This window comes from Hymenobacter bucti, from assembly GCF_042681145.1.
GTDB classification, from domain to species: Bacteria; Bacteroidota; Bacteroidia; order Cytophagales; family Hymenobacteraceae; genus Hymenobacter; species Hymenobacter bucti.
Map to the genome: position 1 here is coordinate 78330 of NZ_JBHUFD010000003.1, position 24189 is coordinate 102518.

The 24189-nt window shown below is 61.9% G+C and carries 22 protein-coding genes, 1 pseudogene and 1 riboswitch; of the genes and pseudogenes, 9 read left to right on the forward strand and 14 right to left on the reverse strand.

The genetic code is table 11. The features are described from left to right. Positions 1–26: 26 nt before the first annotated feature. The gene (locus tag ACFSDX_RS08010) at positions 27–875 is read right to left on the reverse strand and encodes a Rossmann-fold NAD(P)-binding domain-containing protein (RefSeq protein WP_382312777.1); all 849 of its coding nucleotides are present in this window, start codon (positions 873–875) and stop codon (positions 27–29) included. A 193-nt stretch (positions 876–1068) separates the two neighbouring features. Between ACFSDX_RS08010 and ACFSDX_RS08015 the strand changes: the two genes are divergently transcribed. Further along, positions 1069–1941: an SDR family oxidoreductase gene (locus ACFSDX_RS08015; RefSeq protein ID WP_382312778.1), complete on the forward strand. Its 873-nt coding sequence runs from the start codon at positions 1069–1071 to the stop codon at positions 1939–1941. Between the two features lie 8 nt (positions 1942–1949). Here the strand turns inward: ACFSDX_RS08015 and ACFSDX_RS08020 are convergent, their stop codons facing one another. Together ACFSDX_RS08020 and ACFSDX_RS08025 are read right to left on the reverse strand one after the other, a co-directional pair. Further along, on the reverse strand, positions 1950–2837 hold the full coding sequence (locus ACFSDX_RS08020; protein WP_382312779.1) for a LysM peptidoglycan-binding domain-containing protein: 888 nt from the start codon (positions 2835–2837) through the stop codon (positions 1950–1952). A 30-nt stretch (positions 2838–2867) separates the two neighbouring features. Next, positions 2868–3167 carry a YciI family protein gene (locus ACFSDX_RS08025; RefSeq protein WP_382312780.1) on the reverse strand — a complete coding sequence of 100 codons (300 nt, stop codon included), beginning with the start codon at positions 3165–3167 and terminating at the stop codon, positions 2868–2870. A 115-nt stretch (positions 3168–3282) separates the two neighbouring features. Between ACFSDX_RS08025 and ACFSDX_RS08030 the strand changes: the two genes are divergently transcribed. The 7 genes and pseudogenes from ACFSDX_RS08030 to ACFSDX_RS08060 all read left to right on the forward strand — a co-directional run bounded on the left by ACFSDX_RS08030 (position 3283) and on the right by ACFSDX_RS08060 (position 9672). Beyond that, positions 3283–4038, forward strand: coding sequence for a glycosyltransferase family 2 protein (locus ACFSDX_RS08030; RefSeq protein ID WP_382312781.1), 756 nt, complete (start codon positions 3283–3285; stop codon positions 4036–4038). A 69-nt stretch (positions 4039–4107) separates the two neighbouring features. After that, a complete protein-coding gene (locus tag ACFSDX_RS08035) occupies positions 4108–4761 on the forward strand; it encodes an HD domain-containing protein (RefSeq protein WP_382312783.1) in 654 nt (217 codons plus the stop codon). A gap of 175 nt (positions 4762–4936) precedes the next feature. Beyond that, positions 4937–5046, forward strand: a riboswitch (SAM riboswitch). A gap of 207 nt (positions 5047–5253) precedes the next feature. Next, a complete protein-coding gene (locus tag ACFSDX_RS08040) occupies positions 5254–6705 on the forward strand; it encodes an amino acid permease (protein WP_382312784.1) in 1452 nt (483 codons plus the stop codon). Between the two features lie 146 nt (positions 6706–6851). Beyond that, positions 6852–7211, forward strand: coding sequence for a hypothetical protein (locus tag ACFSDX_RS08045; RefSeq protein WP_382312786.1), 360 nt, complete (start codon positions 6852–6854; stop codon positions 7209–7211). Between the two features lie 22 nt (positions 7212–7233). Continuing rightward, entirely contained in the window at positions 7234–7758 is a 525-nt protein-coding gene (locus tag ACFSDX_RS08050; protein ID WP_382312787.1) for a PAS domain-containing protein, read from the forward strand. A 156-nt stretch (positions 7759–7914) separates the two neighbouring features. Continuing rightward, positions 7915–8175, forward strand: a pseudogene (locus ACFSDX_RS08055) (TIGR03643 family protein); the annotation flags it as partial. A 498-nt stretch (positions 8176–8673) separates the two neighbouring features. Further along, positions 8674–9672, forward strand: coding sequence for a GDP-mannose 4,6-dehydratase (locus ACFSDX_RS08060; RefSeq protein ID WP_382312788.1), 999 nt, complete (start codon positions 8674–8676; stop codon positions 9670–9672). Here ACFSDX_RS08060 and ACFSDX_RS08065 read toward each other — a convergent pair. The 7 genes from ACFSDX_RS08065 to pseG all read right to left on the reverse strand — a co-directional run bounded on the left by ACFSDX_RS08065 (position 9642) and on the right by pseG (position 17685). Then, entirely contained in the window at positions 9642–10388 is a 747-nt protein-coding gene (locus ACFSDX_RS08065) for a glycosyltransferase family 2 protein (protein ID WP_382312790.1), read from the reverse strand. The two genes, ACFSDX_RS08060 and ACFSDX_RS08065, sit on opposite strands and share 31 nt — an antisense overlap. Before the next feature lie 362 nt (positions 10389–10750). Further along, positions 10751–12232: a lipopolysaccharide biosynthesis protein gene (locus tag ACFSDX_RS08070; RefSeq protein ID WP_382312791.1), complete on the reverse strand. Its 1482-nt coding sequence runs from the start codon at positions 12230–12232 to the stop codon at positions 10751–10753. Positions 12233–12252: 20 nt separating this feature from the next. Continuing rightward, complete coding sequence (locus tag ACFSDX_RS08075) at positions 12253–13614, reverse strand: DUF7033 domain-containing protein (protein ID WP_382312793.1); 1362 nt, start codon at positions 13612–13614, stop codon at positions 12253–12255. A gap of 40 nt (positions 13615–13654) precedes the next feature. Then, positions 13655–14950: a glycosyltransferase family protein gene (locus ACFSDX_RS08080; RefSeq protein WP_382312794.1), complete on the reverse strand. Its 1296-nt coding sequence runs from the start codon at positions 14948–14950 to the stop codon at positions 13655–13657. A 2-nt stretch (positions 14951–14952) separates the two neighbouring features. After that, positions 14953–16020 (reverse strand): pseudaminic acid synthase, encoded by a 1068-nt coding sequence (gene pseI, locus ACFSDX_RS08085; protein WP_382312795.1) that lies wholly within the window; start codon positions 16018–16020, stop codon positions 14953–14955. Between the two features lie 45 nt (positions 16021–16065). Then, positions 16066–16608 (reverse strand): UDP-4-amino-4,6-dideoxy-N-acetyl-beta-L-altrosamine N-acetyltransferase, encoded by a 543-nt coding sequence (gene pseH, locus ACFSDX_RS08090; protein WP_382312796.1) that lies wholly within the window; start codon positions 16606–16608, stop codon positions 16066–16068. Positions 16609–16641: 33 nt separating this feature from the next. Further along, complete coding sequence (gene pseG, locus ACFSDX_RS08095) at positions 16642–17685, reverse strand: UDP-2,4-diacetamido-2,4,6-trideoxy-beta-L-altropyranose hydrolase (RefSeq protein ID WP_382312797.1); 1044 nt, start codon at positions 17683–17685, stop codon at positions 16642–16644. Between the two features lie 240 nt (positions 17686–17925). Here pseG and ACFSDX_RS08100 point away from each other — a divergent pair, with 240 nt between their 5' ends. Beyond that, a complete protein-coding gene (locus ACFSDX_RS08100; RefSeq protein WP_382312798.1) occupies positions 17926–20292 on the forward strand; it encodes a T9SS type B sorting domain-containing protein in 2367 nt (788 codons plus the stop codon). Between the two features lie 26 nt (positions 20293–20318). Here the strand turns inward: ACFSDX_RS08100 and ACFSDX_RS08105 are convergent, their stop codons facing one another. The 4 genes from ACFSDX_RS08105 to pseC form a co-directional block, all read right to left on the reverse strand. Further along, entirely contained in the window at positions 20319–21053 is a 735-nt protein-coding gene (locus tag ACFSDX_RS08105) for a cytidylyltransferase domain-containing protein (protein WP_382312799.1), read from the reverse strand. A 173-nt stretch (positions 21054–21226) separates the two neighbouring features. Beyond that, entirely contained in the window at positions 21227–22033 is an 807-nt protein-coding gene (locus tag ACFSDX_RS08110; RefSeq protein ID WP_382312801.1) for an SDR family oxidoreductase, read from the reverse strand. Continuing rightward, positions 22015–22911, reverse strand: a complete 897-nt coding sequence (locus tag ACFSDX_RS08115; RefSeq protein WP_382312802.1) for an aldo/keto reductase — start codon at positions 22909–22911, stop codon at positions 22015–22017. Before ACFSDX_RS08115 ends, ACFSDX_RS08110 begins: the two co-directional genes overlap by 19 nt. Further along, entirely contained in the window at positions 22908–24089 is a 1182-nt protein-coding gene (pseC, locus tag ACFSDX_RS08120; RefSeq protein WP_382312803.1) for a UDP-4-amino-4,6-dideoxy-N-acetyl-beta-L-altrosamine transaminase, read from the reverse strand. The genes ACFSDX_RS08115 and pseC overlap by 4 nt, the downstream gene beginning before the upstream one ends. Positions 24090–24189 lie beyond the last annotated feature (100 nt).

The window sequence follows — 24189 nt, forward strand, 5'->3', positions numbered from 1 at the left end:
AGATACCCACTACCCGCGCTGCCGGGCTAGCAGTACGGGATGGCCGCCAGCACATCGTCGTGCTGGAAGGTGTAGGGCACGAGCGTGTGGAGTAGGCTGCTGTCAATAATTTTGCTGCTGCCAAACTCGGGCCGGAAGGTGGGCGGCGCTAGGCCTAGGTGCTCGGCCGCTGCCACGTAAAACTCGCGGCGCGGTGGGTGCGACGAGGCGCACACGTTGAGCGTGTAGCCCCAGATATTTTGGTTGATAATGGTGCTGAGAACGCCCACCGCATCGGTGAGGTGTAGCAGGTTCACAGGCGCGTCGCCCTGCGCCAGGTTCTGGCGGCCGGCCAGGAAGCGGCCCGGCGCCCGGTCGGGGCCGATGAGGCCACCTAGGCGCACTACAGTGCTCTGCCACTGCCCGTAGCGCGGCACGAAATGCCCTTCGGTGCGCAGCACGTCGGACGAGGCATCGCGGGTGCTGATGGCATCCTGTTCGCGCATAAGCCGGGGCTCGTCGGGGTACACGCCGGTGGTGGAGACGAACAGCACGGCCTGTAGGCGGGCGGCGGCCACGGCCCGGTGCACGGGGCGGAGCAGCTGCGGATAGCCACCGGCTACTGCCGCGCGGGGCGGGACATTGATAACCAGGACGTTGGCCTGGCGAAGGATGTCGGTCAGCCGGAGCTCATCAGCCGCGCTGAAGTCGGGGCCCAGCTGTACTAAGTGCGGCTCGATGCCTGCAGCTTCTAATACTGGCAACTGCTCGGGAGTAGTGGTGGTACCTAGTACCCGATGACCCTGATTTTTAAGTACTTTGGCCAGTGGCAGGCCTAGCCAACCACAGCCCAGTACCGCTACGGTAGTGCCCGCAGTAGCAGGGGAAAAAGGCATGAATATTTGGGACTAATGCTTAAAGTAAGCTTGATTAAGGGTGTGCAAATTGCACATTAATCTCAAAATAATGCTCAGCTTTTCGCTGAGTGATGAGATATACTCGCTGAATCCACGCCGCTACGCGCTAAATGATTAGTATCTTCGACATAATATTGTTCATCTTTTCTTTCTTCTAGCTTCAACAAAAATAATGGCTTCGACCTACACTCAGCCCATGCTACGCGATAATGCCCTCGCTGGCAAGACAATTATTGTAACGGGTGGCGGCACTGGCCTTGGTCGAGCCATGACTACGTACTTTTTGCAGCTAGGGGCTAATGTTACCATCACGAGCCGTAAGCTAGACGTGCTGGAAGCCACTGCCGCCGAACTGCGCCAGCAAACGGGTGGGAAGGTGCTGGCAGTAGCCTGCGATGTGCGCAAGTACGACGCAGTAGAAGCCATGCTGGCGCGCACTTACGAAGAATTTGGCCGCGTAGATGTTTTGCTTAATAACGCGGCCGGCAATTTTATTAGTCCTACCGAGCGCCTCAGCCATAAGGCGTTTGATGTGATAGTAGATATCGTATTGAAAGGCAGCTATAACTGTACCTTGGCCGTGGGCAAGCGCTGGATAGCAGAGCAGCAGCCCGGCACTATTTTAAATATCGTAACTACTTACGCCTCGGTGGGTTCGGCGTTTGTGGTGCCCTCGGCCACGGCCAAGGCGGGTGTGCTGGCCCTCACGCGCTCGCTGGCTGTGGAGTGGGCCAAGTACGGCATCCGCTCCAACGCCATTGCGCCCGGCCCTTTTCCTACCGAGGGCGCTTGGAGCCGGCTATTTCCCGAGCCCTTAGCCAGCCAGCTTGACCCGGCCGCCAGCGTGCCGCTCAAGCGCGTGGGCCAGTATCAGGAGCTGGCCAACCTGGCTGCTTACTTGGTTTCCGATTTTTCGGCCTACGTGAATGGCGAAGTCGTGACCATCGATGGTGGCGAGTGGTTGAACGGCGCTGGCGAATTCAACAAGCTAAGCGCCCTCACCCCCGACATGTGGGACCAAATCGAAAAAACCATGCGCCGCTAAATCTGCGGTTAGAAGTGGTAGCTAGGGTTGCTTTTTGAGAACTCGGCTAGCGGGATGGGCTGGTTGGCTATTACGTTGGAGAATTCGTACTTCTCGAAGAGGCCGCGGTCGTCGTACACGGCTACTACGGTGGGCAGGAAAGTCTTAGGGTCGACGACTACGAGGGTGCGGCGGCCGTAGGCGTTGGGTACTTGCAGCACCTGGCCTTCGGTTAGCTGGTCGCCTACGTCGAGCTTGTTGCGCTCCAGAATGCGGTACTCGCCGCAGCCAAAGCGGGCGGCCACGGTAGCGGGCGTTTCGTTCTTGCCGGCCTTATAGGCCATGTAGCGAAACTGCGGGTAGTCGGACCGGAGGATGTAGTGCGGGCGGCCCTGCACGGTGGTATCGCCGGCGTAGCGGAAAGAGCGGTTGAAAGACTTATCGGGCCGGCTGGCCGAGCCATTGAGCAGGTCGGCGATGGTGCCAAAGCCCGCCTGTAACACTGTGTGGTGCTGGCCCTTGCGCATAAGCGAGCCCTCGGGCGCCAGGCTGAGCGTGACGTAGGGAAAAGCATTAGGATTGACCCAGGCGTCGCCGTTGTTTTGGCCCGCCACGTACAGCACTTCCACCCCTTTGCCGTTCTTGAGGTACACGCGCATGGGGCTGAAGGTGAGCTTCATCGTAGAGCGGTCCTTGCTGTACTTGCTGCCAATGCGCTCGCTGGCATCGGCGGCGCAGCGCAGGCTCTTCAGGTTTTGAATGGCCGTTGTGAGCTGGCTCATGAGCTGTGGGGTGGTGATGGGGGGCAGCCCAGGCGCGGCGGCGGGTGCGGCGGTGGCTTGCAGGGCCAGCCAGCTGGCGGCACCTAGGGCGCCAACGCACCCGATAAGCGAGCGGCTAGCAGTGCGGAAAGGCAAAAACAAGGTGTTTGGAGTGAAAAGCGAATACTAATTGAGGCTGATATGCGGAAACCGTGCCGCAGCGCTCTCAAAGATAAAAAGCTCGTCTACCTCAATCTGGCGCAGGTAGTGGTAAAGCGGAAACTGCTCGACGATGGCCCGCACGGCCGCCGCGCTTTCGCCATTCATCGTAACCCAGCCGCGGCTGCGGTCGGCACTGATGGCGTAGGCTTCAATAACGTGTTCGGTGAGCAGACGATTTATAAAATCCCGATGCTTGGGAATGAGAGCGATAAAATCCTCGTCGAATGAGTCGGGTAAACGCAGCGTAACAACAAACGTAGGCATAGGTAAGCGGGCCACTAACGCCCAGGTCCGGGCATAACGCCGCGGACCGGCGGAAAGTTAGTGCTTCGCCGCGGCAACCAGCTAGGCTGGGCCGTTCGTTTTTAGTTAATACCTCATGCATTTTACCGTTATCACGCCCACTCACCAGCGGGCCGACCTTCTGCCCGAAGCCATTGCCAGCGTGCGTGCTACTACCACGGCCCCGCTCGATATTCAGTGGGAGCACCTGCTCTACGAAACCGGCTCCTCCGACCACACCGCCCAGGTGCTGGCCGAAGCCGCCGCCCAGCCCGGCCCGGCCGTGCGCTACTGGCAGCACCCCCAGCTGCAGCGCCCCGGCTGGGGCCGCAACGAGTTAGTGGCGCAGGCCCAGCCCGATACCTGGGTGGTGCCACTCGACGACGATGACATTATGCTTCAGCGCACCCTATTTCACTACGCCGACGAGATTCAGCGCCACCCCGGCCGGCCCTGGCTGGTGGCCGATTTCTTGCGCATGGACGAGGAGCGCCGCTACCTGCCAAGTGAGGACTACTACGCCTGGCAGTTTGAGTCGCCGCGCCAGATGCTGCAAGCCATCTTTCGGGCCGAAAACTTCATTCAGGGCAACGTATGCTACAGCCGGGCGCTGTTTGACGAAGTAGGCGGCTACGACGCCGAGCTGCCCATGGCCGAAGACCTGGACCTCTACGTGCGCTTTTTGCTGGCCGGGCACCTGCCCGTGGTCTGCCCGCACATCAGCCACCTGCACCGCTTTCATACGCATAATGTGAGCATTGGCGTCGATGCCGACAAGCACCGCGCCGACTTGCAGGTGATTTATGCCAAGTACGCCGACCAGCTCCAGCAGCTCGGCGTGGGCGAGCCCTAGGTGGCAATGAGCGAGTCATCCTGAGCTTAATTTTAAGGCAATAGGCGTAAGCATGCGTTTCTTTAATGCATGCTTACGCCCACCCTCGCCGCCCGTTGGCACGCCCTCACTGCGCCCTTGCTACCCGATGCCGCTCACTGCGAGGCCGAGCTACGGCGCCTGGCCGCGGCCTACGAGGCGCCCGAGCGGCACTACCACACCCTGGCGCACATCGAAAACCTGCTGGATAGGGTAGGGGCTCATCCGCTGCAAGATGCGGTGGTAGTGGAGCTGGCTGCCTGGTTCCACGATGCGGTGTATAACGCGCTGCGGGCTGATAATGAAGCGAAGAGCGCGGAATGGGCGCTGGCCTTTTTGCAAAGCACCAGCCTAGCGCCCGCCCGCTGCGAGCGCGTGGCCGACCTCATCCGCCGCACCCAGGACCACACCCAGCCTCAGCCGCCCACTGATGCCGACTTGCTCTTATTTCTGGATGCGGACCTGAGCATCCTAGGTGCCCCCGTGGCGGCGTACTGGGCCTATGCTCGCCAGGTGCGCCGCGAGTACCGCCTCGTGCCCGACCTGCTGTATCGCCCCGGCCGGCGCAAAGTGTTGGCCAAGCTGCTCGCCGCGCCGGTGCTCTTCCACACGCCGAGCTTGCGCGAGGAGTTGGACGCCGCCGCGCGCCGCAACCTGCAAGCCGAGCTCGACGCCTGGGAGCAGGGTGGGCTGCCGGCAGAGTAGCCCGGACTCTACGCGTCCGAGCGCTCGCGCAGCAAACATCTCGCGGCTGGATAAGCTGAAAAAGGCCGGGCTGCGCTTGCGTAGCTACTCACTTCGCAAGCGCTCGGACGCGCAGAGTCCAGGCTACTAATCGTACCTTTGTCGCAGCTAAATTCGGCTGCCAGGCCCAGGCCTGTTTTTATAAAGAGGCGCTGAGAGATAGGCTCTGCGACGCGCCGGCAACCCCTGCCTCGGCAGAACGGTGCCAACCGACCGGCCGCTAAACTATGGCGGCTCATATAAAAGCCCGTGGTTGCTTTCGTTTTTTGTTGTGCTGTTCATCAAGTAGTTGGCGCCGGGCAGCTTGGCACGGGCGCCCTAGGCTGTTGTTGTTGAGCAGGGCCGCCGCTTAGGTATTGCAAATTTTTCTCAAGGGTTGACTACTGCTGGCCGGGCGCGTACCGGGCCGGCGGGGTCGTTATTTAGTGCAGGCTGGCAAAGCCCACGATATATATGTTAAAAAAATCACTCGAACTCCTGCGCCAGGAAGCGGCCGAATCGGGCGCCGGCACCCTCAAGCGTACGCTAAACGGGTTTAATCTCATCGCCCTAGGCATCGGGGTTATTATTGGGGCGGGGCTGTTTTCGCTCACGGGCATCGCGGCGGCCAACCATGCGGGACCGGCCGTGACGCTCTCCTTCGTGGTGGCGGCGGTGGGCTGCGCATTTTCGGCCCTGTGCTACGCCGAGTTTGCGGCGCTGGTGCCGGTGGCGGGCTCGGCCTACACCTACTCCTACGCCACCATGGGCGAACTCTTTGCCTGGATAATCGGCTGGGACCTCGTGCTCGAGTACTCGGTGGGCGCGGCCACGGTGGCCATCAGCTGGTCGCAGTATTTGCTTAAATTTCTGGATAAGTACGGCCTGCACTTGCCCGCGCGGCTCGTCATGTCGCCCTTCGAAACGGTGAAGCTGCCCTCGGGCGCCGAGGTCCACGGCTTCGCCAACCTGCCGGCCATGGCCGTGGTGCTGGTTATTACGGCCATCATCATCCGGGGCACGTCGGGCTCGGCGTGGTTTAATGCCCTGGTAGTGACCCTGAAAGTGGCCGTGGTGCTGGTTTTCATCGCCCTCGGGTGGAATTACATTGACCCGGCCAACTACCACCCCTACATCCCGACCAACACGGGCACGTTTGGCGAGTTTGGCTGGAGCGGCGTGCTGCGCGGCGCCGGCGTGGTATTCTTCGTATTCATCGGCTTCGACATCGTGGCCACGATGGCCCAGGAAACCAAGAATCCGCAGCGCAACATGCCCATTGGCATTCTGGGCTCGCTCGTGGTTTGTACCATCCTGTTCGTGCTTTTTGGCTACGTGATGACCGGGCTGGCCAACTATACTGAGTTTAAAAACAGCGCCGCGCCGGTAGCCATCGCCATCGAAAAAACGCCCTACGCTTGGCTGAGCGGCGCCATTATCGGGGCTATTCTCATCGGTTACACCTCGGTTATTCTGGTCGATTTGCTGGGGCAGTCGCGGGTGTTCTTCTCGATGTCGAAGGACGGCCTGCTGCCGCCCGCTTTCTCCAAGCTGCACCCCACCTTTCGCACGCCAGTGCAGTCCAACCTACTCTTAGGGGCTTTTATCGCGCTGTTTGCGGGCTTCGTGCCCATCTCGGTGGTGGGCGAAATGACGAGCATCGGCACGCTGCTGGCCTTCGTGATGGTGTGCCTAGGGGTGCTCATCATGCGCCGCACCAACCCCGATGCGCCCCGCAGCTTCCGCACGCCGTGGGTGCCGGTGGTGCCCATCCTAGGTATCGTTACCTGCCTCGTGATGATGGTGAGCCTGCCCTGGGAAACCTGGCTGCGCCTGGCCGTGTGGCTGGCCCTGGGGCTGGCAATTTACTTTGGCTACGGCAAGAAGCACAGCAAGCTGCGCCAAGCGGCCGAGGGCCAGCAGTAGCTGGCGATAGGTATCTGATTTTCTGTTTGTTTATAGTCGGTACTTTTCAGGTAAAAAATAGGGTTGTGTCGTACCTTTGCTATTCGCCAGCGAAGTATTTCTACGCCAGCTTCTGGTTTAGAAGCAGCTTTTCGTGGCGCTAGATTATGAATCAGTACCTGCTCGACGTTAACCTGCAACAAGTTCCCGACTCCTATTTACACGGCAGCTGGCAAGTGGTAGACCGCGTGCTCAGCCAGGCCGACCCGGCCACGCCGCTGGCGCAGGCTACTTTTCTGCACTTGCAGGATGGCTTCTGGCAGCTCGATACCCCGGCGGCCCCGGCCACTGGCCAGTGGTCGGTGGAGCGCGACAGCCTGCTGAGCCGGCCATATTTGCAGTTGCAGCTGTCCACCGAAAGCGTGACGGCCCTGGTCACGCGGCTGCGCCGCTCGGCCGATGGCATGTACCGCACGCTCGCACTGTACTTTCAGTCGGGCCTAGAGCTTTTTCTGGTTCACCCTTAAACTACGACAAATACGACGGTAGATGACGACTCCTGATTTTACGGCCTTCGAGCGCCTGCAAACAGCCGTGGACGCGTCCGGGCTGGGCACCTGGGACTACGACCTAGTAGCCAATACGCTGGCCTGGTCGGCCCGCTGCAAAGAGCTGTTTGGGGTGCCCGCCGAGGCCGAGGTGACGTACGCCGACTTTGTGGAGCTGGTGCACCCCGACGACCGGGCGGCCACTACCGCCGCCGTCACGCGGGCCCTCGACCCCACCGGGCCGGGGAGCTACGACATCGAGTACCGTACCCGCTGGCAGCAGCCCGGCCAGCCCGTGCTGTGGGCCCGGGCCACGGGCCGGGCCTTTTTCAACGAGGCCAGCGCGCAGGCCTACCGCTTCATCGGTACTATTGCCGACGTGACGCCCCTGCGCCAGATGCAGGAGCAACTGACCCGCTCGTATCAGGACCTGGAAGTGAAAGTGACCTTCCGCAACCTGGAGCTGGAGCGCGAAGTGCAGCAGCTGCGGGCAAAGCTGCAAGAGGCGCAAGCCACCGCCAAGTAGTCCGGATACTTGGGTTCTGCCAGCAAAAACCGCATTTCTGCGGCTTCTGGCGGACACTTACCGGCAAAATACCCTGATGAAAGTGCCGCTCTGGTAGTTTGCCAGGGCGGCACTTTTACGTAGTACACGTCTGAGCTTCGCCCCGAGCTAACCGCCGCGCAAACTGACCGCACCATCGAAATAGCCTGGGAAGACCGCACGCCCTTCGAAGCCATTCTGGCGCAGCTTGGCCTCACGGAAAACAAGGTAATCCGGCTGATGCGCCGCGAAATGAAGCCCTCCTCGTGGCGCATGTGGCGCGCCCGCGTGCAGGGCCGCGCCACCAAGCACCAGGTCAAAAGCGCCGTCGACGACGGGCGGTTTAAGTCGAAGATGCAGCGCAGTATCACGCACAACAAGATTTCCAAGCGGGGGTAGGCCGGGCCGCCTGAGCCAGCCGGACCACGAAAGCCGCACATAAAGAAAATTTTAATTAGGAAATAAGCTTCCTTTTTTTGGGGGCTGGGATGCCTCTGCCTGGCCCCACGCGGCGGCTCTTAAACAGCAACCGGCAAATCGCGCTAATAGGGCCATCAGATGAAGAAAGGATGAATAATCGTGGGATGGTCGTGAGCTAAGGTATTCGTCGGGAAGTCAGTTTTTTAGTTAGGTGGTCTCAGGCCCGGCAAAACGCCACTTGCGCTCGCGGTAGGCCATCCAAAAAAACCTTTGGTTAGCAGACCTAGCGTGGGCCTTACTAAGGGCCTGCGCACCGGGCCCACTCACGGGTAAACGCTGCCCGAAGGGGGCGGAAAGGCGGACCGGCACCCTGGCCGGCACCGTTGCGCGAACAACATCCGGAAGGCGTCGTCGTTTAGTAACTACCTGTTAATAAGCAGGTAATAACCCGAAAGGGCTGTTACTCAACCTTCTCAAATGCCTACTGTATTAATAACTGGCTGCGCCGGTTTTATTGGCTCGCACCTGAGCGAAAGATTGCTGAATGAAGGCTATCAGGTGATTGGCCTCGACAATTTCGACCCTTTCTACGACCGCGGTCTGAAGGAAAATAGCGTGGCGCTGCTCCGGCAGCAGCCTCGGTTTTCGTTCTACGAGCTGGACCTGCGCCACGGCCCCGCCGCGCTGGCCGCCCTGCCGCCCGGCCCCTACGACGCCGTGGTGCACCTGGCCGCCAAAGCCGGCGTGGGCCCCTCGGTGCGCGAGCCGGCCGCCTACCTCGAAAACAACGTGGTGGGCACGAGCCACCTGCTGGAGTGGATGCGCGAGCAGGCCGTGCCCAGCCTGCTGTTTGCCTCCTCGTCGTCGGTGTATGGCAACACGCCCGCCCGGCCCTTCCGCGAAGACGATGCGCTGCTGGCGCGCTGCATTTCGCCCTACGCGGCCTCCAAGCTGGCCGGCGAGGTGCTCACCTTCACCTACCACCACCTGTGTGGCCTAGGGGTGCTGAACACCCGTCTGTTTACGGTGTATGGTCCGCGGCAGCGGCCCGATTTGGCCATCCATAAGTTTGTGAGCCGGCTGCGGGCTGGCCAGGCGCTGGCCGTGTACGGCGACGGCAGTACTGCCCGCGACTACACCTACGTGGCCGACACGGTCGACGGCCTCGTGCGCGGCTTGGCCTACCTGCGGGCCCACCCCGGCACCTACGAAACCGTGAACTTGGGCAACAGCCAGCCGGTGCCGCTGCTCGACCTTATTACGGCCCTGGGCCAGGCCACGGCGGTGGTGCCACAATTAGATTTTTTGCCGATGCAGGCCGGTGATGTGGAGCTGACCTACGCTGACAACCGCAAGGCCCAGCGGCTGCTGGGCTACGCCCCGCGCACCTCGCTAGCGCAGGGGCTGCAACACTTTGTGCACTGGCACGATACCCAGGCCCTGGCCTACGCCGGGCGCTGCTCCGCGATGTCGTAAGTCCGCCACCGGCTGCGCATCCAGCGCACGCCTAGCATGTCGATTATCGGCTTCAGGGCCCGGTTCCAGAAATTGTACTTGGCCGTGCCCGCGAAGCGCGGGAAGTGGCGCACCGGCAGCTGCTTGACCTGGCCGCCCTGCATCTGCACCAGCGTGCCCAGCAGGCGGTGCGAGCCGTGAAACAGCGGCAGCCGGCGGGCGTAGTCGAGCTTGATGATTTTGAGCGGGCAGCCCGTGTCCCGGATGCCATCGTTGAGGAGCGCCCGGCGCAGCAGGTTAGCCGCCGCCGAAGACAGTTTCTTAACCAGCGTATCCTGGCGCTGCACCCGAATGCCGCTCACCATGTCATAGGCGGGCAAAAACTCAAAAAACAGCAGAAAATCGAGCGGTGTGGTTTGCACATCGGCGTCGATGTAGCCCACCAGCGTGCTGCGGCAGTGGTCGATGCCGGCCTTGAGGGCCGTGCTCAGGCCCTGGTTGCGGCCCAGCGAAATGAACTCGTAGGCCGTGCCGGGCTGGCAGATTAGGCGCAGTAGCGCCAGCGAGCCATCGGTGCTGCCGTCGTTGACGAACAGTACCGTGACGGGCAGGGGGGCTTGCAGCAGAAATTTATCCAGCTCCAGCACCAGTTGGCGCAGGCTTTCTTCCTCATTAAACACTGGCACGAGCACCGTGAGGGACTGCGTGGCCAGGTAGGCAGCATCGGGAATAGGCATGGGGGACAAAAGGGCGTGTTAGTCTAGATAGCTAATTGATAATAGGATAACGTTTTGCAACTGGTTTGCGCCACTTTTCCGCCACTCCCGGCGGGCTATACATAATTCAATGGTTAGAATGCTTGGTAAGCTCTCCCTCCGCGGGCGCAGCCTAGGGGCCACCAGCCTGCTCCATTCTGGTCCGTCCACTGCCGCGCGAGTACCTATCATCGACCAATTTTCTCCTCCTACTCGCCATCCAAGCCGAGCTTTCTCCACTAGTCACCCTTGCGGGCAGTGTGACCTATTTAGAAAAGGTCAGGACGCAACTGCTAAAAATCAAAACCACTCTTCAAAAAGTAAAGCTAGTGCTCAGGGTTTAGCTACGCGCCGCGCAGCCGCTGCCGCACGCCAGCCCACGCGGCCGACACCTCGGGTACCCAGCCCGTGAGCAGCAGCCCGCCGCCATATAGTAATGTGAGCACGCCGCCGCGCAGCAACAGCGTCAGCCAGATGTTGGGCATATCGGGTAGCGCCCAGGCCGCGGCGCCCGCGCCGGCCGCCAGCCCTAGGATGTAAAGAATGCGCCGGTCAAACGGCTGCCAGCCAAAGCTGCGCCACACAAACCAGGTGCGCGCCAGGTTAATGCTCACCAGCGCCAGCGCATTGGACAGGGCCGCGCCATTGAGCCCCAGGCGCGGGATGAGCAGGATGTTGAGCCCAATAATGAGCCCCGACAGCCCAAGGTTAAATAACAGGTCGTAGCGGTAGCGCGGCGACGTAACCACGATGATGCCGTTGACGCCCGTGATGCCGTCGGTGAGGCGGCCGACCAGCAGCAGCAGCACCGCCACCGTGCCCGCCGTGAAGGCCGGCTTGTGGATGAGGCCGTAAATAAAGGGCAGGTTGAGGCCAATACCTAGGGCCAGGTAAGCGCCCAGCGCGGTAGTGAGGCGGGTGGTGCGGCGATAAAAATCGAGCATCTTATCGGTCGCGCTTTCCTTCCAATATTCGGCGATGAGCGGGTGCGCCGTTTTGTAGAGGGCCCGAAACGGGATGGCCAGCGCCGTGCTGATGTTGAGCGCGATGGAGTAAATGCCCGCGTTGGCAAAGCTGTGTGAGCCCAGCATCAGCGAGTCGATAGTGACCAGCAGCGTGCCCGACACATTGCCCAGTAGCGCAAAGCCGCCAAAGCGCACCAACTCGCCCACGGGGCGCACCCGCAGCACCGCCCGCGTGGGCCGCAAATGCAGCTCGCCAATGGCCCCTAGGTAGCCCAGCAGCAGCACCGCAATGGTAGCGTAGCTGCCCAGGTAGGCCAGCACAAAGCCATCAAACGATAAATATCCGTTGCCATAAAGCAGCGCCGCCCCCACGATGAGCAGCCGTTGCAGTACATCGGTAAGGAAAGATGAAAAAGAGCTGTAAAACAAGGACTTGGTATACGCATCGAGCAGCCCGTAGAGTAGGATGCACAGCATCAGGGCCAGCATGGCGCCGTAGTGCGGGGCCAGCAGGCCGGCATCGTGGGCGTAGAGGCGCAGCACCAGCGGCCGGCCCAGCCACAGCACCGTTGCCACCACCCCAAACATGAGCAGCGGCACGCCCAGCAGCAACGGTAGGTAGCCCGCGTGCCCCGTCTCCCGGTTGCGGAAGTAGGGGAAGTACCGCATGGTGGTATTGGTGAAGCCCAGCGCCGACACCAGTTGCCCGATAGTAGCCAGCGACACCAGCACCGACAGCAGCCCGAGCTGCGCCGGCGCCAGCAGCCGCGGCAGCACCAGCGTGGTATTGACGAAGCCGATGCCCAGCCCGACGTAGGAAATAACCGTGTTGCGCAGCCCCTGCCGCTGAACGATACCCAAATTGAGTGAAGAGTTTTGAGTTAAGAGTTAGGAGTTGGCTCACGGGTGAATTCCTCCCAAATGTCGCGGCCCGTGCGGAAGGCGGCACCTTCGTGCTGGAGATGCGCCATTATTTCGTGGAATTGGCGCGGGCCGTTTGTCGTGTTGGCCGGGTCGAAGTTTTGGTTGTGCCACAGCACCGAGGCCACGCCGCCAAAGCGCTTTATTTTGGCAAACATTGGCCGGAGCGCGGGCAGAATCTCGGCGGGCGCGAGCTGCAAGTAGTTGGGGTGGTGCAGCGTGGCGTCCATCACGTTGAGCGGGATTTCCAGGAATTCTACTTCCTGTCCAACGTTAAAATCGAATGGGTAGAATGGTAGGCAGTAGCTGTGGCGAAAACCGAAATACTCAGCAAAACATAGAGTGCTATCGTAAGAAAAAAAGTCTCGTAAAAAAGCTATAAATGGCGTTAGCCGCGGTTCCCAACTTAAATAATGGAACCGGCAGCCTGTTGTATTTAGGTTAGCTCGCTTGATTTCACTACGTAATTTTCCTGGACTAATACTGGTGCCCAGGCTGCCATGCAGCCCTGTCTCGCAACCTTGATACTCAAGTTGCTCTAGTCGCTGCTCTAGCCTACGCGTTAGGCGATAATCGGCATTCGGAGTACCATTGGAAGCGGGGCAATGGTTAGGCAAAATGAAAAACGTGGAGCGTCCACCGTACTGCGCCACCTGAGCCGCCACTGCTTCCAAGTTGTCCCAAGCATCGGGCTGAGTTAAGTGCTGCCACAGCAGCCGGCCGAAGCGGCCCAACTGACGCTGCTGCAACGCGGCCTTGGCGGGCGCTTTCCAACCGCTATGCAGATTATCGACATCATGCGAGATGAAAGCTGCGAAAGCCGCCTGTTGGTCGCCCCAGCGGCGCGGCTGCAACAGCTGGCCGCTCACATGCTCTACGGCTGCCCGCAGCACGTCGAAGTAATAATTAACCACCGGCAGCGCCACGAAGCTATACTGCTGCTGCACGCTCGCCGCGTAGGGAAAGCGCCCGTGCTGGTCGCGCTCTGTGGAGAAGTATTCCTGCCAACCGCTCAGCAGGTAGAACGCCGCCGAGATAATATCGGCCGAGATGAAGGCCCGGTTTTCCTGCAACACCAGTAGCGGCGCGGCGGGCGCATCATCAAAGAAAAACGGAACTTGCTGCCCCAGCCACTCGCGCCACTGCGGCGGGGCGGGGTAGGGCGCAGTGGTAGCAAAAAAGGATGTGCCAACCTTCGCAATCTCTACTTGCGGCTGAATATCTGCGTAGCCGATGCTGAGCTGCGGCGCCCCTGGATAAGTCAGCCAAAAATGCCGCAGCACATACGCCAGGCGCACCTCCTCTGAAATGGATACGGGCAAGGGCGCAGGTAACTGAGCGGACAGCATTATAACCACAAAATTACGCCTGGCTGGCTGGGGCGGCCAGCCACTCGCTCAGCCGGCGCACGGCCAGCACGCGGCTGTGGCCTTCGTCGGGCGTGCCTAGGGTGGCGTTGTAGTAGGCGGCGCGGCGGTAGAGGTCGAGCGGCTTGTGCTGCGCCAGGCGGCCCAGGGCGGCGGCCAGTTCGGGCAGCGCGTGTGCCCACTCGCTGAGGCCGCGGGCGGCGTAGCCGTAGTAATCGGCCAGGGTGGGCGTGGGCGAAAAGCGGTAGTACACGCTGGCCACGTTGAGCAGCGTGGCTTCGAGGTGGGTGCTGGTGTCGGCGGCCACCAGCGCATCGTGGGTTTGTAGAAACTGAAAGACGTTCTCTTGGTGCGGGTCGCTCCACTGCAAGTCCGGCAGCGCCCGGCGCAGGGCCGCGAAATCGCGCCGGTCGCCGGGGTGGGGGCGCAGGGTGAACGTGAGCGCGGTCAACTCGCGTAGGAGGTAGGTGAGTGTGGCGAACAGGTCGGGCAATTCGTCAAGCAGGTTGCAGGCCACGGCCACGCGGCGCACTTGCGGCGCGGTATTGCGCTGCGCCAAAAAGCTGTCGGCCTTGGGCATCCCTACCAGCTCGACCTGGCCGCGCATGGGGCCACACTGGCGGTATTTGTCGAGCGCGTCCTGGCCTTCGAGCAGGCTGAGGTCGAAGCCTAGGGGCGGAAAATTGGTGCTCACGCTGGCGTGCTGTACGTAGGCCGTGGGCACGCCTTCGGCGCGGCAGGCCAGTAGTAGGGCGCGAGCGTCGTCGTTGTGGTCGTTGGCAAACACCACGGCCTGCGGCCGGTAGTGGCGCAGCGCCCGCCGGTACACTTCGTAGTACCCTAGGGCGTAGAAAATGAGGTCGAAAAACCGCAGCGCCCGGCCGCCCACCGCCCGGTGCAAGCCTAGCAACGCGGCCGGGTACTGCCAGTAGTACAGGATTTTGCGACGCAGCGAAAGTCGGTTCACCACCTGGCCATAGCGCCCGATATTCTTGCCCTGGCCCGCCACCAGCACGGCCTCGGGCCGAGCCTCTTTAATAAAACTCAGCGCATCGTAGTTGTTGGCACTTACCACGTAGAGCCACACCGCGCCGCGCAGCTGCTCCGCGTTTTTAATGGGTTGAAACAGATGCCCCACCAGCCGCAGGCCCGCGTAGCCCGCCACCCGCGCCACCCGTTTGAGCGGGTTGGCCGGCGAGATGCTGGCCAGCACCGAGACCGGTAGACCCGAAAATAAATCCGTGAAGCGCAGCTGTAGAATGTCACGCAGCCGAGCTACTTGGGCGCGCATGGCTAGGCTGCTGGCGTTTGTTCGCCCAGCAGCGCATCCCACGTGAGCGGGGTGCCGGGCTGCAAGGCGCGGGCCGCGCGGCGACCCAGCACAACGTCCCAGTGGCGGGGCAAGAGGCCATCGCCAGGGCGAATGATACGTAAGTTATCAACTGTCAGTACTTCGCCCTCGGCGACTGGCTTAGCCACGTAGATGCTGCGCTTAAAAATGCGGCTTTTCTCTTCGCTGGCCTGCACGCAGAGCTGCACGGTACCTAGGGCCTGGTGCGCGCGGGTGGTTTCATCGACCAGTAACTGCAGCTCTTCCGGCTCCAGCGAAAAGGCGGCGTCGACGCCGCCATCGGCGCGGCGCAAGGTAAAGTGCTTTTCTATGACGCTGGCGCCTAGGGCCACGGCCGCTACGCTGGCGCCTATCCCCATCGTGTGGTCAGAAAGACCCACTAGGCAGCCAAATGTTTCGGCTAGCACCGGGATGGTGCGCAGGTTGGTGGTGGCGGCCGAGGCCGGGTAGGTGCTGGTGCATTTCAGGAGCACGAGCTCGCGGCAGCCCGCGCCGCGCAGCACGCGCACGGCCTCATCAATCTCGCTGAGCGTGGCGGCGCCGGTGCTCACGATGACGGGCTTGCCGGTGGCAGCCACGCGGCGCAGCAGCGGCCAGTGGGCGTTTTCGAAAGACGCGATTTTGTAAGCTGGCACGTCGAGACTTTCCAGAAAGTCGACCGCCGTTTCGTCAAATGGCGAACTGAAAGCCAGGAGTCCATGCTGCCGCGCCCGCTCAAAAATAGCGGCGTGCCATTCCCAGGGCGTATAAGCTTCTTTATAAAGCTGATACAGGCTTTTGCCTTCCCACAGCGACTTGCCTTCCTCGCGGATAACGAAGCCGGTATCCATGCTGATAGTATCGGCCGTGTAGGTCTGGAGCTTTAGCGCGTGCACGCCGGCCGCGGCCGCGGCATCGACTAGGGCTAGCGCCCGGTCGAGGCTCTGGTTGTGATTGCCCGACATCTCGGCGATGATAAAGGGCGCATAGTCGGGGCCCACTGCGCGGCCACCGATAGAAATTGTAGGCATGGCGCAAAGTTACGGCCGTTAGCCCAGGGCTAGAGTTGCTTCGGGTCAACTGCGAGGCCGCGGCCGCAGCGAGTCGCGCAATTGCTGCCACTCGCGCCGCAGCATGGCCAGCCCCACTACATCCTGAAAAGCCTTGTCTTTGTAGATGTGCTGCCGAAAATAGGCCTCGCGGCGAAAGCCAAACTTCTCGTGCATGGCTATCACCTTCTCATTGGTAACGAAAACCTCGCAGGCGAGCTTGTTCAGTTTGAGCTCCTCAAATACATATTCGAGCACGGCGAGCTCTACTTTGGCCCCGATGCCACTGCCGTGCAGGTTTTCCTCGCCCAAGTAAAAGGCCCAGTAGCACGAGCGGTTTTGCTGGCTAATAGCGTAGAGATTGGCCACGCCCACCGGCCGGTCTTGGTAGTAAATGAGCCAGTATTGTACGCTCGGGTCGTGGCTGATGCGGGCGTACCAGGCTTGCTGCTGCTCGGCCGAAATGGGCTCGGCCGTGTACATGTACTGCGCCACCGCCGGCGAATTGCGCCAGGCGCGCACCAGTTCGAGCTCGTTAGGACCCAGGGGGCGTAGTAGGTCGGTATTCATAGTAAGGGAGTTAAGAATAAATGGGGTGAAACCCTACTGCTGCTGGCGCTGGAGTAAGCGCTGAACCTCAGCCCGGAGCCGGCCTGGCTGCAGCTGCTGGGTGTAGGGCACGCGCTGGGTGGTTTCTAGCCACTGCATGCCTTGATGCAGCGTAGCTGGTAAGGCGGCATCGGTTAGCTCAGCAAAGTTTCCCACTGAGAAAGCTTGCTGGTGCGCGTGCACATAAGTAGCCAGTGCCCGCTGGTTATCGGCGTAGTAGCCCGTGAGGGCGGGCCGCCCGAGCACCAGCGCCTCGATGAGTACCGTGCTAGCGGGCACCACGGCCACGTCGTATGCTCGCAGCAGCTCGACCAATGCGCCGGCATCTACATTGCGGTAGATAGTGATGGGTACGCCCGGGGCATCAGCAGCTAGCTGCTCTAGGGCCGCTGCATCGCCAAAGGCGCCGCCCAGCAACACGCCCAGCCGCTGTAAGTTGGGTAGGGCCAGCAGCGCGCGCACCGTGCGCACAGTAAGGCCCAAAGGGTCGGCGCCCCCAAAGCACACGAGCGCGCTAGCGATAGGTGTAGGGGCCTGGGGGGCGGCGGCACCTTCCAAAAATGGCCGCCGCAGCAGCGAGAAAGCTGGCCCTAATAGAAAGCGCGTGTCTGCTGGGGCCTCATAGTCGGTTGCTACGACCCCCGGCGAATGATTGATGAGTAAGTCAGCTACCACGGGCCACGCCAGCAGGTCATCGATGTAAACCAAGCCGCAGCCACTGGCACGCACCCGGCGTTGGTAGGCGGCCTCAAAGCTATATCCATCAAGTACCAGCACATCGGTGGGCTTCAGAAAGCCCTGCGCCAGCCAGTCGGCTTCGGCCAGCCACAGCGAATTGGCTGGCAGCGCTTGCACTGCCCAGCCCGCGGCCGTTACCAGTTGCGCGACGGCCGCGGTGGGCTCACGTACCAAAAACATACCCGGGGCCAACCCCCGCAGCTGGTCGGCCAGCGCTAGCAGGCGCACTAGGTGCCCTAGCCCAATAGTAGCGTTGCCATCGGCCCTGAACAGCAGGCGAGGAGCGGCAGAAATGCTCATTTACTCAGCTTCAATAAAGGCTTGCTCGTCAATAAAAAGCAGCCGGTAGTAGTATTGTAGATTGTATCTTGTATAGAACAGCTGATGATAAAAAAAATACTCTTCGGACTAAGTTTAATCCTGTTAGCGGGCCGTCTGCCGGTTTTTGGCCAGCGTGAAAATAGCAACTGGTACTTTGGCATCAACGCCGCGTTAAATTTTCCGGCTACTGGAGCGCCTGTAGCCGTGGCAGGCAGCGCGATGAATACCTACGAGGCCACCGCCACCGTGTCGGATGGCAATGGGCAGCTGCTATTCTATACCAACAGTGAAAATATCTGGAACCGCAACAACCAAGTGATGGTGAATGGGGCCAACCTCGGGGGGCACCAGTCGGCGTCGCAGGGCACTATCGCGGTGCAAAACTCCGGCAATGCGCAGCAGTACTACGTGTTTGTGGTAGATGGCGCCGAAAATCAATTGGCCGGTGGCCTCAAGTATAACCTAGTCGATATGTCCCGCCAGGGGGGGCTGGGTGAAGTAATCAACCGCCGCGTGCAGGTATCGTCGGGGCAGTTAACGGAGAAGCTGACCACCGTGCCGCACGCCAATGGCCGCGATACCTGGATACTAGTGCACGGCTGGCAGACCAACACGTTTTATGCCTACTTGCTCACCTACAGTGGCTTGCAGCCTACGCCCGTTGTTACGAACATTGGCTCGGTGCACAGCGGCGGCAGTGGCACTTATAGCAACTCCAATTCGGTGGGCTATATGCGCGTCTCGCCCAACGGTAGCAAGCTAGCCGTGGGCATTCGGGAAAATCAGTTTGAGTTATTTGACTTTAATCCGGCCACTGGCCAACTGTCAAATTATATCCAGTTGGCAGACACGTATCGCAGCTATGCCGTAGCTTTTTCGCCAGATAGCCGGTTTCTCTACGGCACAAATCTAAATTATTTGCAGGTATATCAGTTTGATTTACAAGCTGGTTCGGCGAGTGCTATTGCCAACTCCGGGGTGGTCGTCGCCAGCACCACCGACAATGCGGGTGGCCTGCAGCTAGGGCCAGATGGCAAGCTCTACGTCTCCGTTTACAACAGCCCTTACCTAGCGGTCATCAATAACCCCAACGTGCGCGGCACGGGCTGCGGCTTTCAGGCTAATGCCGTGTATCTGGGTGGCAAATTAGCGCAAATAGGATTGCCTAATTTCCCGGCGAGTCGAGCTGCTCCTGCGCTTGGCATCATTGACTTTACCAACACACTGGCCTGCGCGGGCTCACCTATGACCTTCACGGGTACTTCCACGGTCCTGCTAAATGACGCCGTGGTCACCTGGAATTTTGGTGACCTAGCCTCGGGCAGCGCCAACACCGCTACCGGACTAACGGCTACGCACACCTTTGCTACCGCCGGAACATACCGCGTTGCATTATCCATATCGCAAGCCTCGGGCTCGATGGGGGGGGGCCTGATTCGGTCGGTGACGGTAGAGCCGTCGCCCCGTGCGCAACTTGGGCGCGACACAACGCTCTGCGGGAGCCAACTGCTGCTCAACGCGGGTGTGCAGCCCGCCGGCACCACCTACCGTTACCGCTGGCAGGATGGCTCCACGGCCGCTACCTTCCTAGCCCGCGCCACGGGTACCTACAGCGTGACCGTGACTTCGGCGGCCGGCTGCACTAGCACCGCCTCCAGGCACGTAACGTTCGGGCTGGCGCCAGTCGCCGGCCTGCCGGCCAGCATTACGGCCTGTGCTTTTAATGTGGTGCTCATTCCGGGGCCTCAGCCGGCCGGCACTACCTACCGCTGGCAGGATGGCTCCATGGCCGCTACCTACCTGGCGCAGACCAGCGGCCGCTACCGTGTCACTATCACCTCGCCGCAGGGCTGCTCGACTACCGATTCCGTGCGGGTCACGCTCAATGCGGCGGGGCCGCCGCCCCGCCTGCCCGCCGATACCACCGTCTGCGGCGCTACCTCGGTGCTGCTGCGGCCGGGTGGGCAGCCCGCGGGCACCACGTATCTCTGGCAGGATGGCAGCACCAACCCCACTTACCTGGTTCAAAGCAGTGGCACCTACACCGTGCGGGCGACTACCCCGCTAGGCTGCACGGCCACCGCATCGAGCCGGGTGCAGCTCGGCCAAGCCCCTCTGGTACAGCTGAGAGCCGACACGCTGGTTTGCCCCAATGCGGTGTGGACGCTACGTACCAACCCGCAGCCCGCCGGCACGCTCTACCGCTGGCAAGATGGCTCGACAGGCGCTACCTACGTAGCCCACGGGCCGGGGCAGTACTTGGTAGAAGTGCGCGCCGCTACCACGGGCTGCCTCGCTACCGCCACGCTACGGGCGGCACCCCTAGACTGCCCCGTCGTTATCCCCAATATTATCACGCCCAACGGCGACCCGCAAAACGAATTCTTTGTGCTTAAAGGGCTCACGCCCAGCGACTGGAGCTTGCGCATCTTCGACCGCTGGGGCCGGCAGGTATACGACCGGGCCAAGTACGACAATGGCTGGAATGCGCCCGGCCAGGCAGCGGGCCTCTACTACTATCTGCTCAGCAACCCCGCCACCGGCGAGCGCCACCAGGGCTGGGTAGAAGTGGTGCGCGGCAGCTAAGCGGCGCCACGGGGCCAGCGGGCAGCCTAGCGCTGCACGTTGGCCCCGTTGATGGCGGCCAGCCACGGGTGGCGGGCTAGTAAGGCAGGCAGGCCTGCCGGGTCGGTAAGCGGAAAGTCGGGCCCTAGGTTGCTGTACAGCAAGCTCAATAGCGCATAGTCGCTGGGATAATCCACGGTGAGGCGCAGGGCGGCCACGGCAGGCGGCACGGCTAGCGCCAGCGTTTCGAGTTGAAACAGCTCGGGGTGGCGGCGCAGGTAGGGCGTCACGTGCTCGCGCTCGTCGGGCTGGGCGGCTGCCTGGTGGGCACGCAGCAGCGCCTGGGCGCTGATAACCTCGATATTGGTACCTAGGGGCAAGCCGCTGGTGTAAGTATAATCGGCCTCAGTAGCCAGGTGATAGGCCACGGCCGCGTCGATAAAAGCCGGGTCGATGGCGGGGTTGTCGGCCGTGAGGCGCACGATGGTGTCAAAGCGACCCGCTTGCCCTAGCGCTCCGCTGAAACGGCCGAGTACGTCCTGCTCATCGCCCCGAAACACGCCTATACCCAGGCGAGCGGCCAGCGCGGCCAGCGGGTCGTCGAGGGCCAGAGTAGTGGTGGCTACCACCACCTGCTGCACCGAGGCGGCGCGCTGCGCCCGGCGCACTACGTGGCCTAGTATAGTGTGCTCGTCGCCCACCGCGGTCAGCGGGAGTGGCAGCGTCGACTTGCCCGGCAGCCGCGACGACCCTAGCCGGGCTTGAATGAGAGCAAGTGCCATTTTTAGTGTTTAGTGACTAGTGTTCAGTGATTAGCGCCTGCCAATGCGACCTAAAATGACGCTATCGTACAGTCAGCGAGCACGTAGCGCGAACTTTATAGTTCGCGTTTTTGCAACGTACGAACGGCGTAGAAACGCGAACTACAAAGTTCGCGCTACGTGCTCTCCAGCTACTACCGGATGGTCCAGCCGCCATCCACCACTAGGTTATGGCCGGTTACGAAGTTGGCCGCCGCCGAGCTCAGGAACACAAACGCCCCGGCCAGGTCCTGCGGCTCGCCCACGCGCTCGAGCGGGATGCGGCGGCGCAGCTCGCCCTCAAAGGCCTCTTTTTCGCGCACCTTGTCGGAGGGAAACGCGCCGGGCGACACGCAGTTGACCTGAATGTTTTCGGGCCCTAGGTACGAGGCGAAGTACTTGGTGAGCTGAATCATGGCCGCCTTGCCCGCGCCGTAGTGCGGCGGGTTCAGAAACTGCGGGTGCTCGTCGTAGACCGCGAAGTCGGGCGCCACGATGCCGTACATCGAGGCCACATTGATGATTTTGCCGGCGCCGCGCTCGCGCAGGTAGGGCAGCACCTCGCGCAGGCAGCGGTAGGCCGCGCCCACCGAGCCATCGAGGCTGCGGGCAAAATCGGCATCGGTGAGGGCGTCGGGCTGCTGGCCCTGGCCGTAGTAGGCATTGTTGATGAGTACGCTAGGCAAGCCGTACTGCGCCTGGCTTTGCTGAAAAGCCGATTTGACCGACTCGGTCGAGGCTATGTCGCAGGCCACAAAACGCAGCGTTGTGGGCCGCTCGGGGAAGGCGGCTTTAAATTTTTCTTCGTCCCTCCCCAGGGCCACCACCTGCGCGCCGTGCGCCAGCAGGCCCGCCGCGATGGCTTGTCCTAGGTGCCCGTAGCCGCCCGTGAGCAGCACTACCTGCCCACTGAGGTCAAACATGGTGCGGTAAAAATTGTCGGTCAAGGGCGCGGCGGCCATGCGTAGGGGAGGATAAAAGTGTCGGTAGGTTCGGCGAGCTCGGCTAGGGCCGGGCGCAAGGCTTCGGCGGCATCTACATACTGCGCGGCGGCCAGGTTTTCGTGCAAATTAGCCACCGAGTCTACGCCAATCACTGCCCGCGCCACGCCGGGCGCGTAGGCCGCGAAGAGCAGCAGCGCGGCAGGCAGCGGCACGCCAGCTTCGGCGGCCAACGCCCGCAGGCGCGTCAGCTTGGGGGCTAGCGGCCGAAAAAACTCGAGGAGCGTAGCCGGCTCGCGCAGCAGCAGCCCTTGCAAGAAGGCCGACCGCACGTGCACCTCCACGCCCTGCGCCGCCAGCCGCGGGAGCACTGCCGCGAAGCGTTGGTCGAGCACGTTGTAGGGCACTTGTACGAGGTCCACGTCCCAGCCCTCGGCCAGCAGCCATTCGGCCTCATGCGGGTGGTAGAGCGACACGCCGATGCGTTGTACCTGCCCCGCCGCCCGCGCCGCTTGTAGCGCCTGCCAGGCGGCGGGCTCGTCCTGCAACGGCTTAAAGGCGTGGAATAGCACCCCGTATAGTTTTTCGCGCCGCAGCCGCCCCAGGGACTCGGCTAAGTGCTGGACTACCTGGGCGGGCGGCCCGGCTGGCAGCTTCGTAATCAGTTCAAAGGCGGCATTTGCGCCCGCTAGCTCACCTAGGCGCGCCTCGCTGTTGCCGTAGGCCGCCGCGGTGTCGAGCAGCGTGAGGCCGGCGGCCTGGGCGGCGGCCAGCACCTCGGCCACGGCTGTGGCGGTGGGCTGCCCAGCTTGGTTGTTCAGGCCGTAGGCCAGGCCGAATTGCGCGGTGCCCAGGGCCAGGCGCGCGGTCAGGGGAGGGGTAGGGGGCGCGGCGCTCACGCGGGGTTGTGGGCTAAAAACTCCTGCACGCAGGCTACCACGTAGGCCTGCTCCTCATCAGTGAGGGTGGGGTAGAGCGGCAGGCTGAGGCAGCGGCTGTAGTAAGCCTCGGCGTGCGGGAAATCGCCGAGTTTCCACCCTAGGTTCTCGTAGTACGGCATGCGGTGCACGGGCACGTAATGCACCTGGGCCAGAATGTTTTTGGTGCGCAAAAACTCGTACAGCCCGCGCCGATTCTCCACCTGAATGACGTACAAATGGTAGGCGTGGCCCGGCCGGCCGGGGGCCAGCACCGCCACGCCCGGCACGGCGGTAAAGACGGCATCGTACTGCGCCGCTAGCTGGCGGCGGCGGGCGAGGCCGTCTTCGGCGCGAGCTAATTGGCTGGTACCTAGGGCGCAGTTGATGTCGGAAATGCGGTAGTTGTAGCCCAACTCCTGCATTTCCATGTACCAGCCGCCCTCGTCCTGGCGCAGCAAGCCGGTGGCTTCGCGCTCGATGCCGTGGGTGCGCAGGCGGCGCAGGCGTTGGGCCAGGGCGTCGTCGTTGGTGGTTATCATGCCGCCCTCGCCGGTGGCGATGTGCTTGACGGGGTGGAAGCTGAAAATGGCCAGCTCGGCCAGCTGTCCGCTGCCGCAGCGGCGCTCCTGGCTCTGGCTATCCACAAAAAAGCCGCCCGGCGCGTGGCAGGCGTCCTCGATTATCCAGAGGCCAAATTCGTCGGCTAAGGCGCGGGCTTCTTCTAGATTCACGGCCAGTCCGGCAAAATCGACTGGGATGAGCCCCGCGAAATAGCCTTTGGGGTGCGCTTCGAGCATGGTTCTAACCGCCTTTAAATCGAGCAAACCCGTGGCGGGGTCGATGTCGGCAAAGTGTACTTCGCCGCCGCAGTAGCGCACGCAGTTGGCCGAGGCGGCGAAAGTGATAGGTGTGGTGATGACCCGCTGGCCGGGCTGCACGTCCAGCGCCAGCGCGCACAGGTGCAGGGCAGCCGTGCCGTTGGTGACGGCCACGGCGTGCTTGGCCCCCACGTAGGCGGCAAACTTGGTTTCGAACTCGGCCACGCGCGGGCCCTGGGTCAGAAAATCGGAGCGGAGGGTTTCGACCACGGCCGCCACATCAGCGTCGCTGATGTGCTGGCGGCCGTAGGGCAGCGGATGGGAGGGAGGCGTGGGCATGATAATCAAAAGTAGGAAGGCAAAGCCGTTAGCTCCGAACTACTAAGCAGCTCCAAACCATTCCCGCCTATCTTTCTGGCCCGAACGCGCTGTCTGCTCG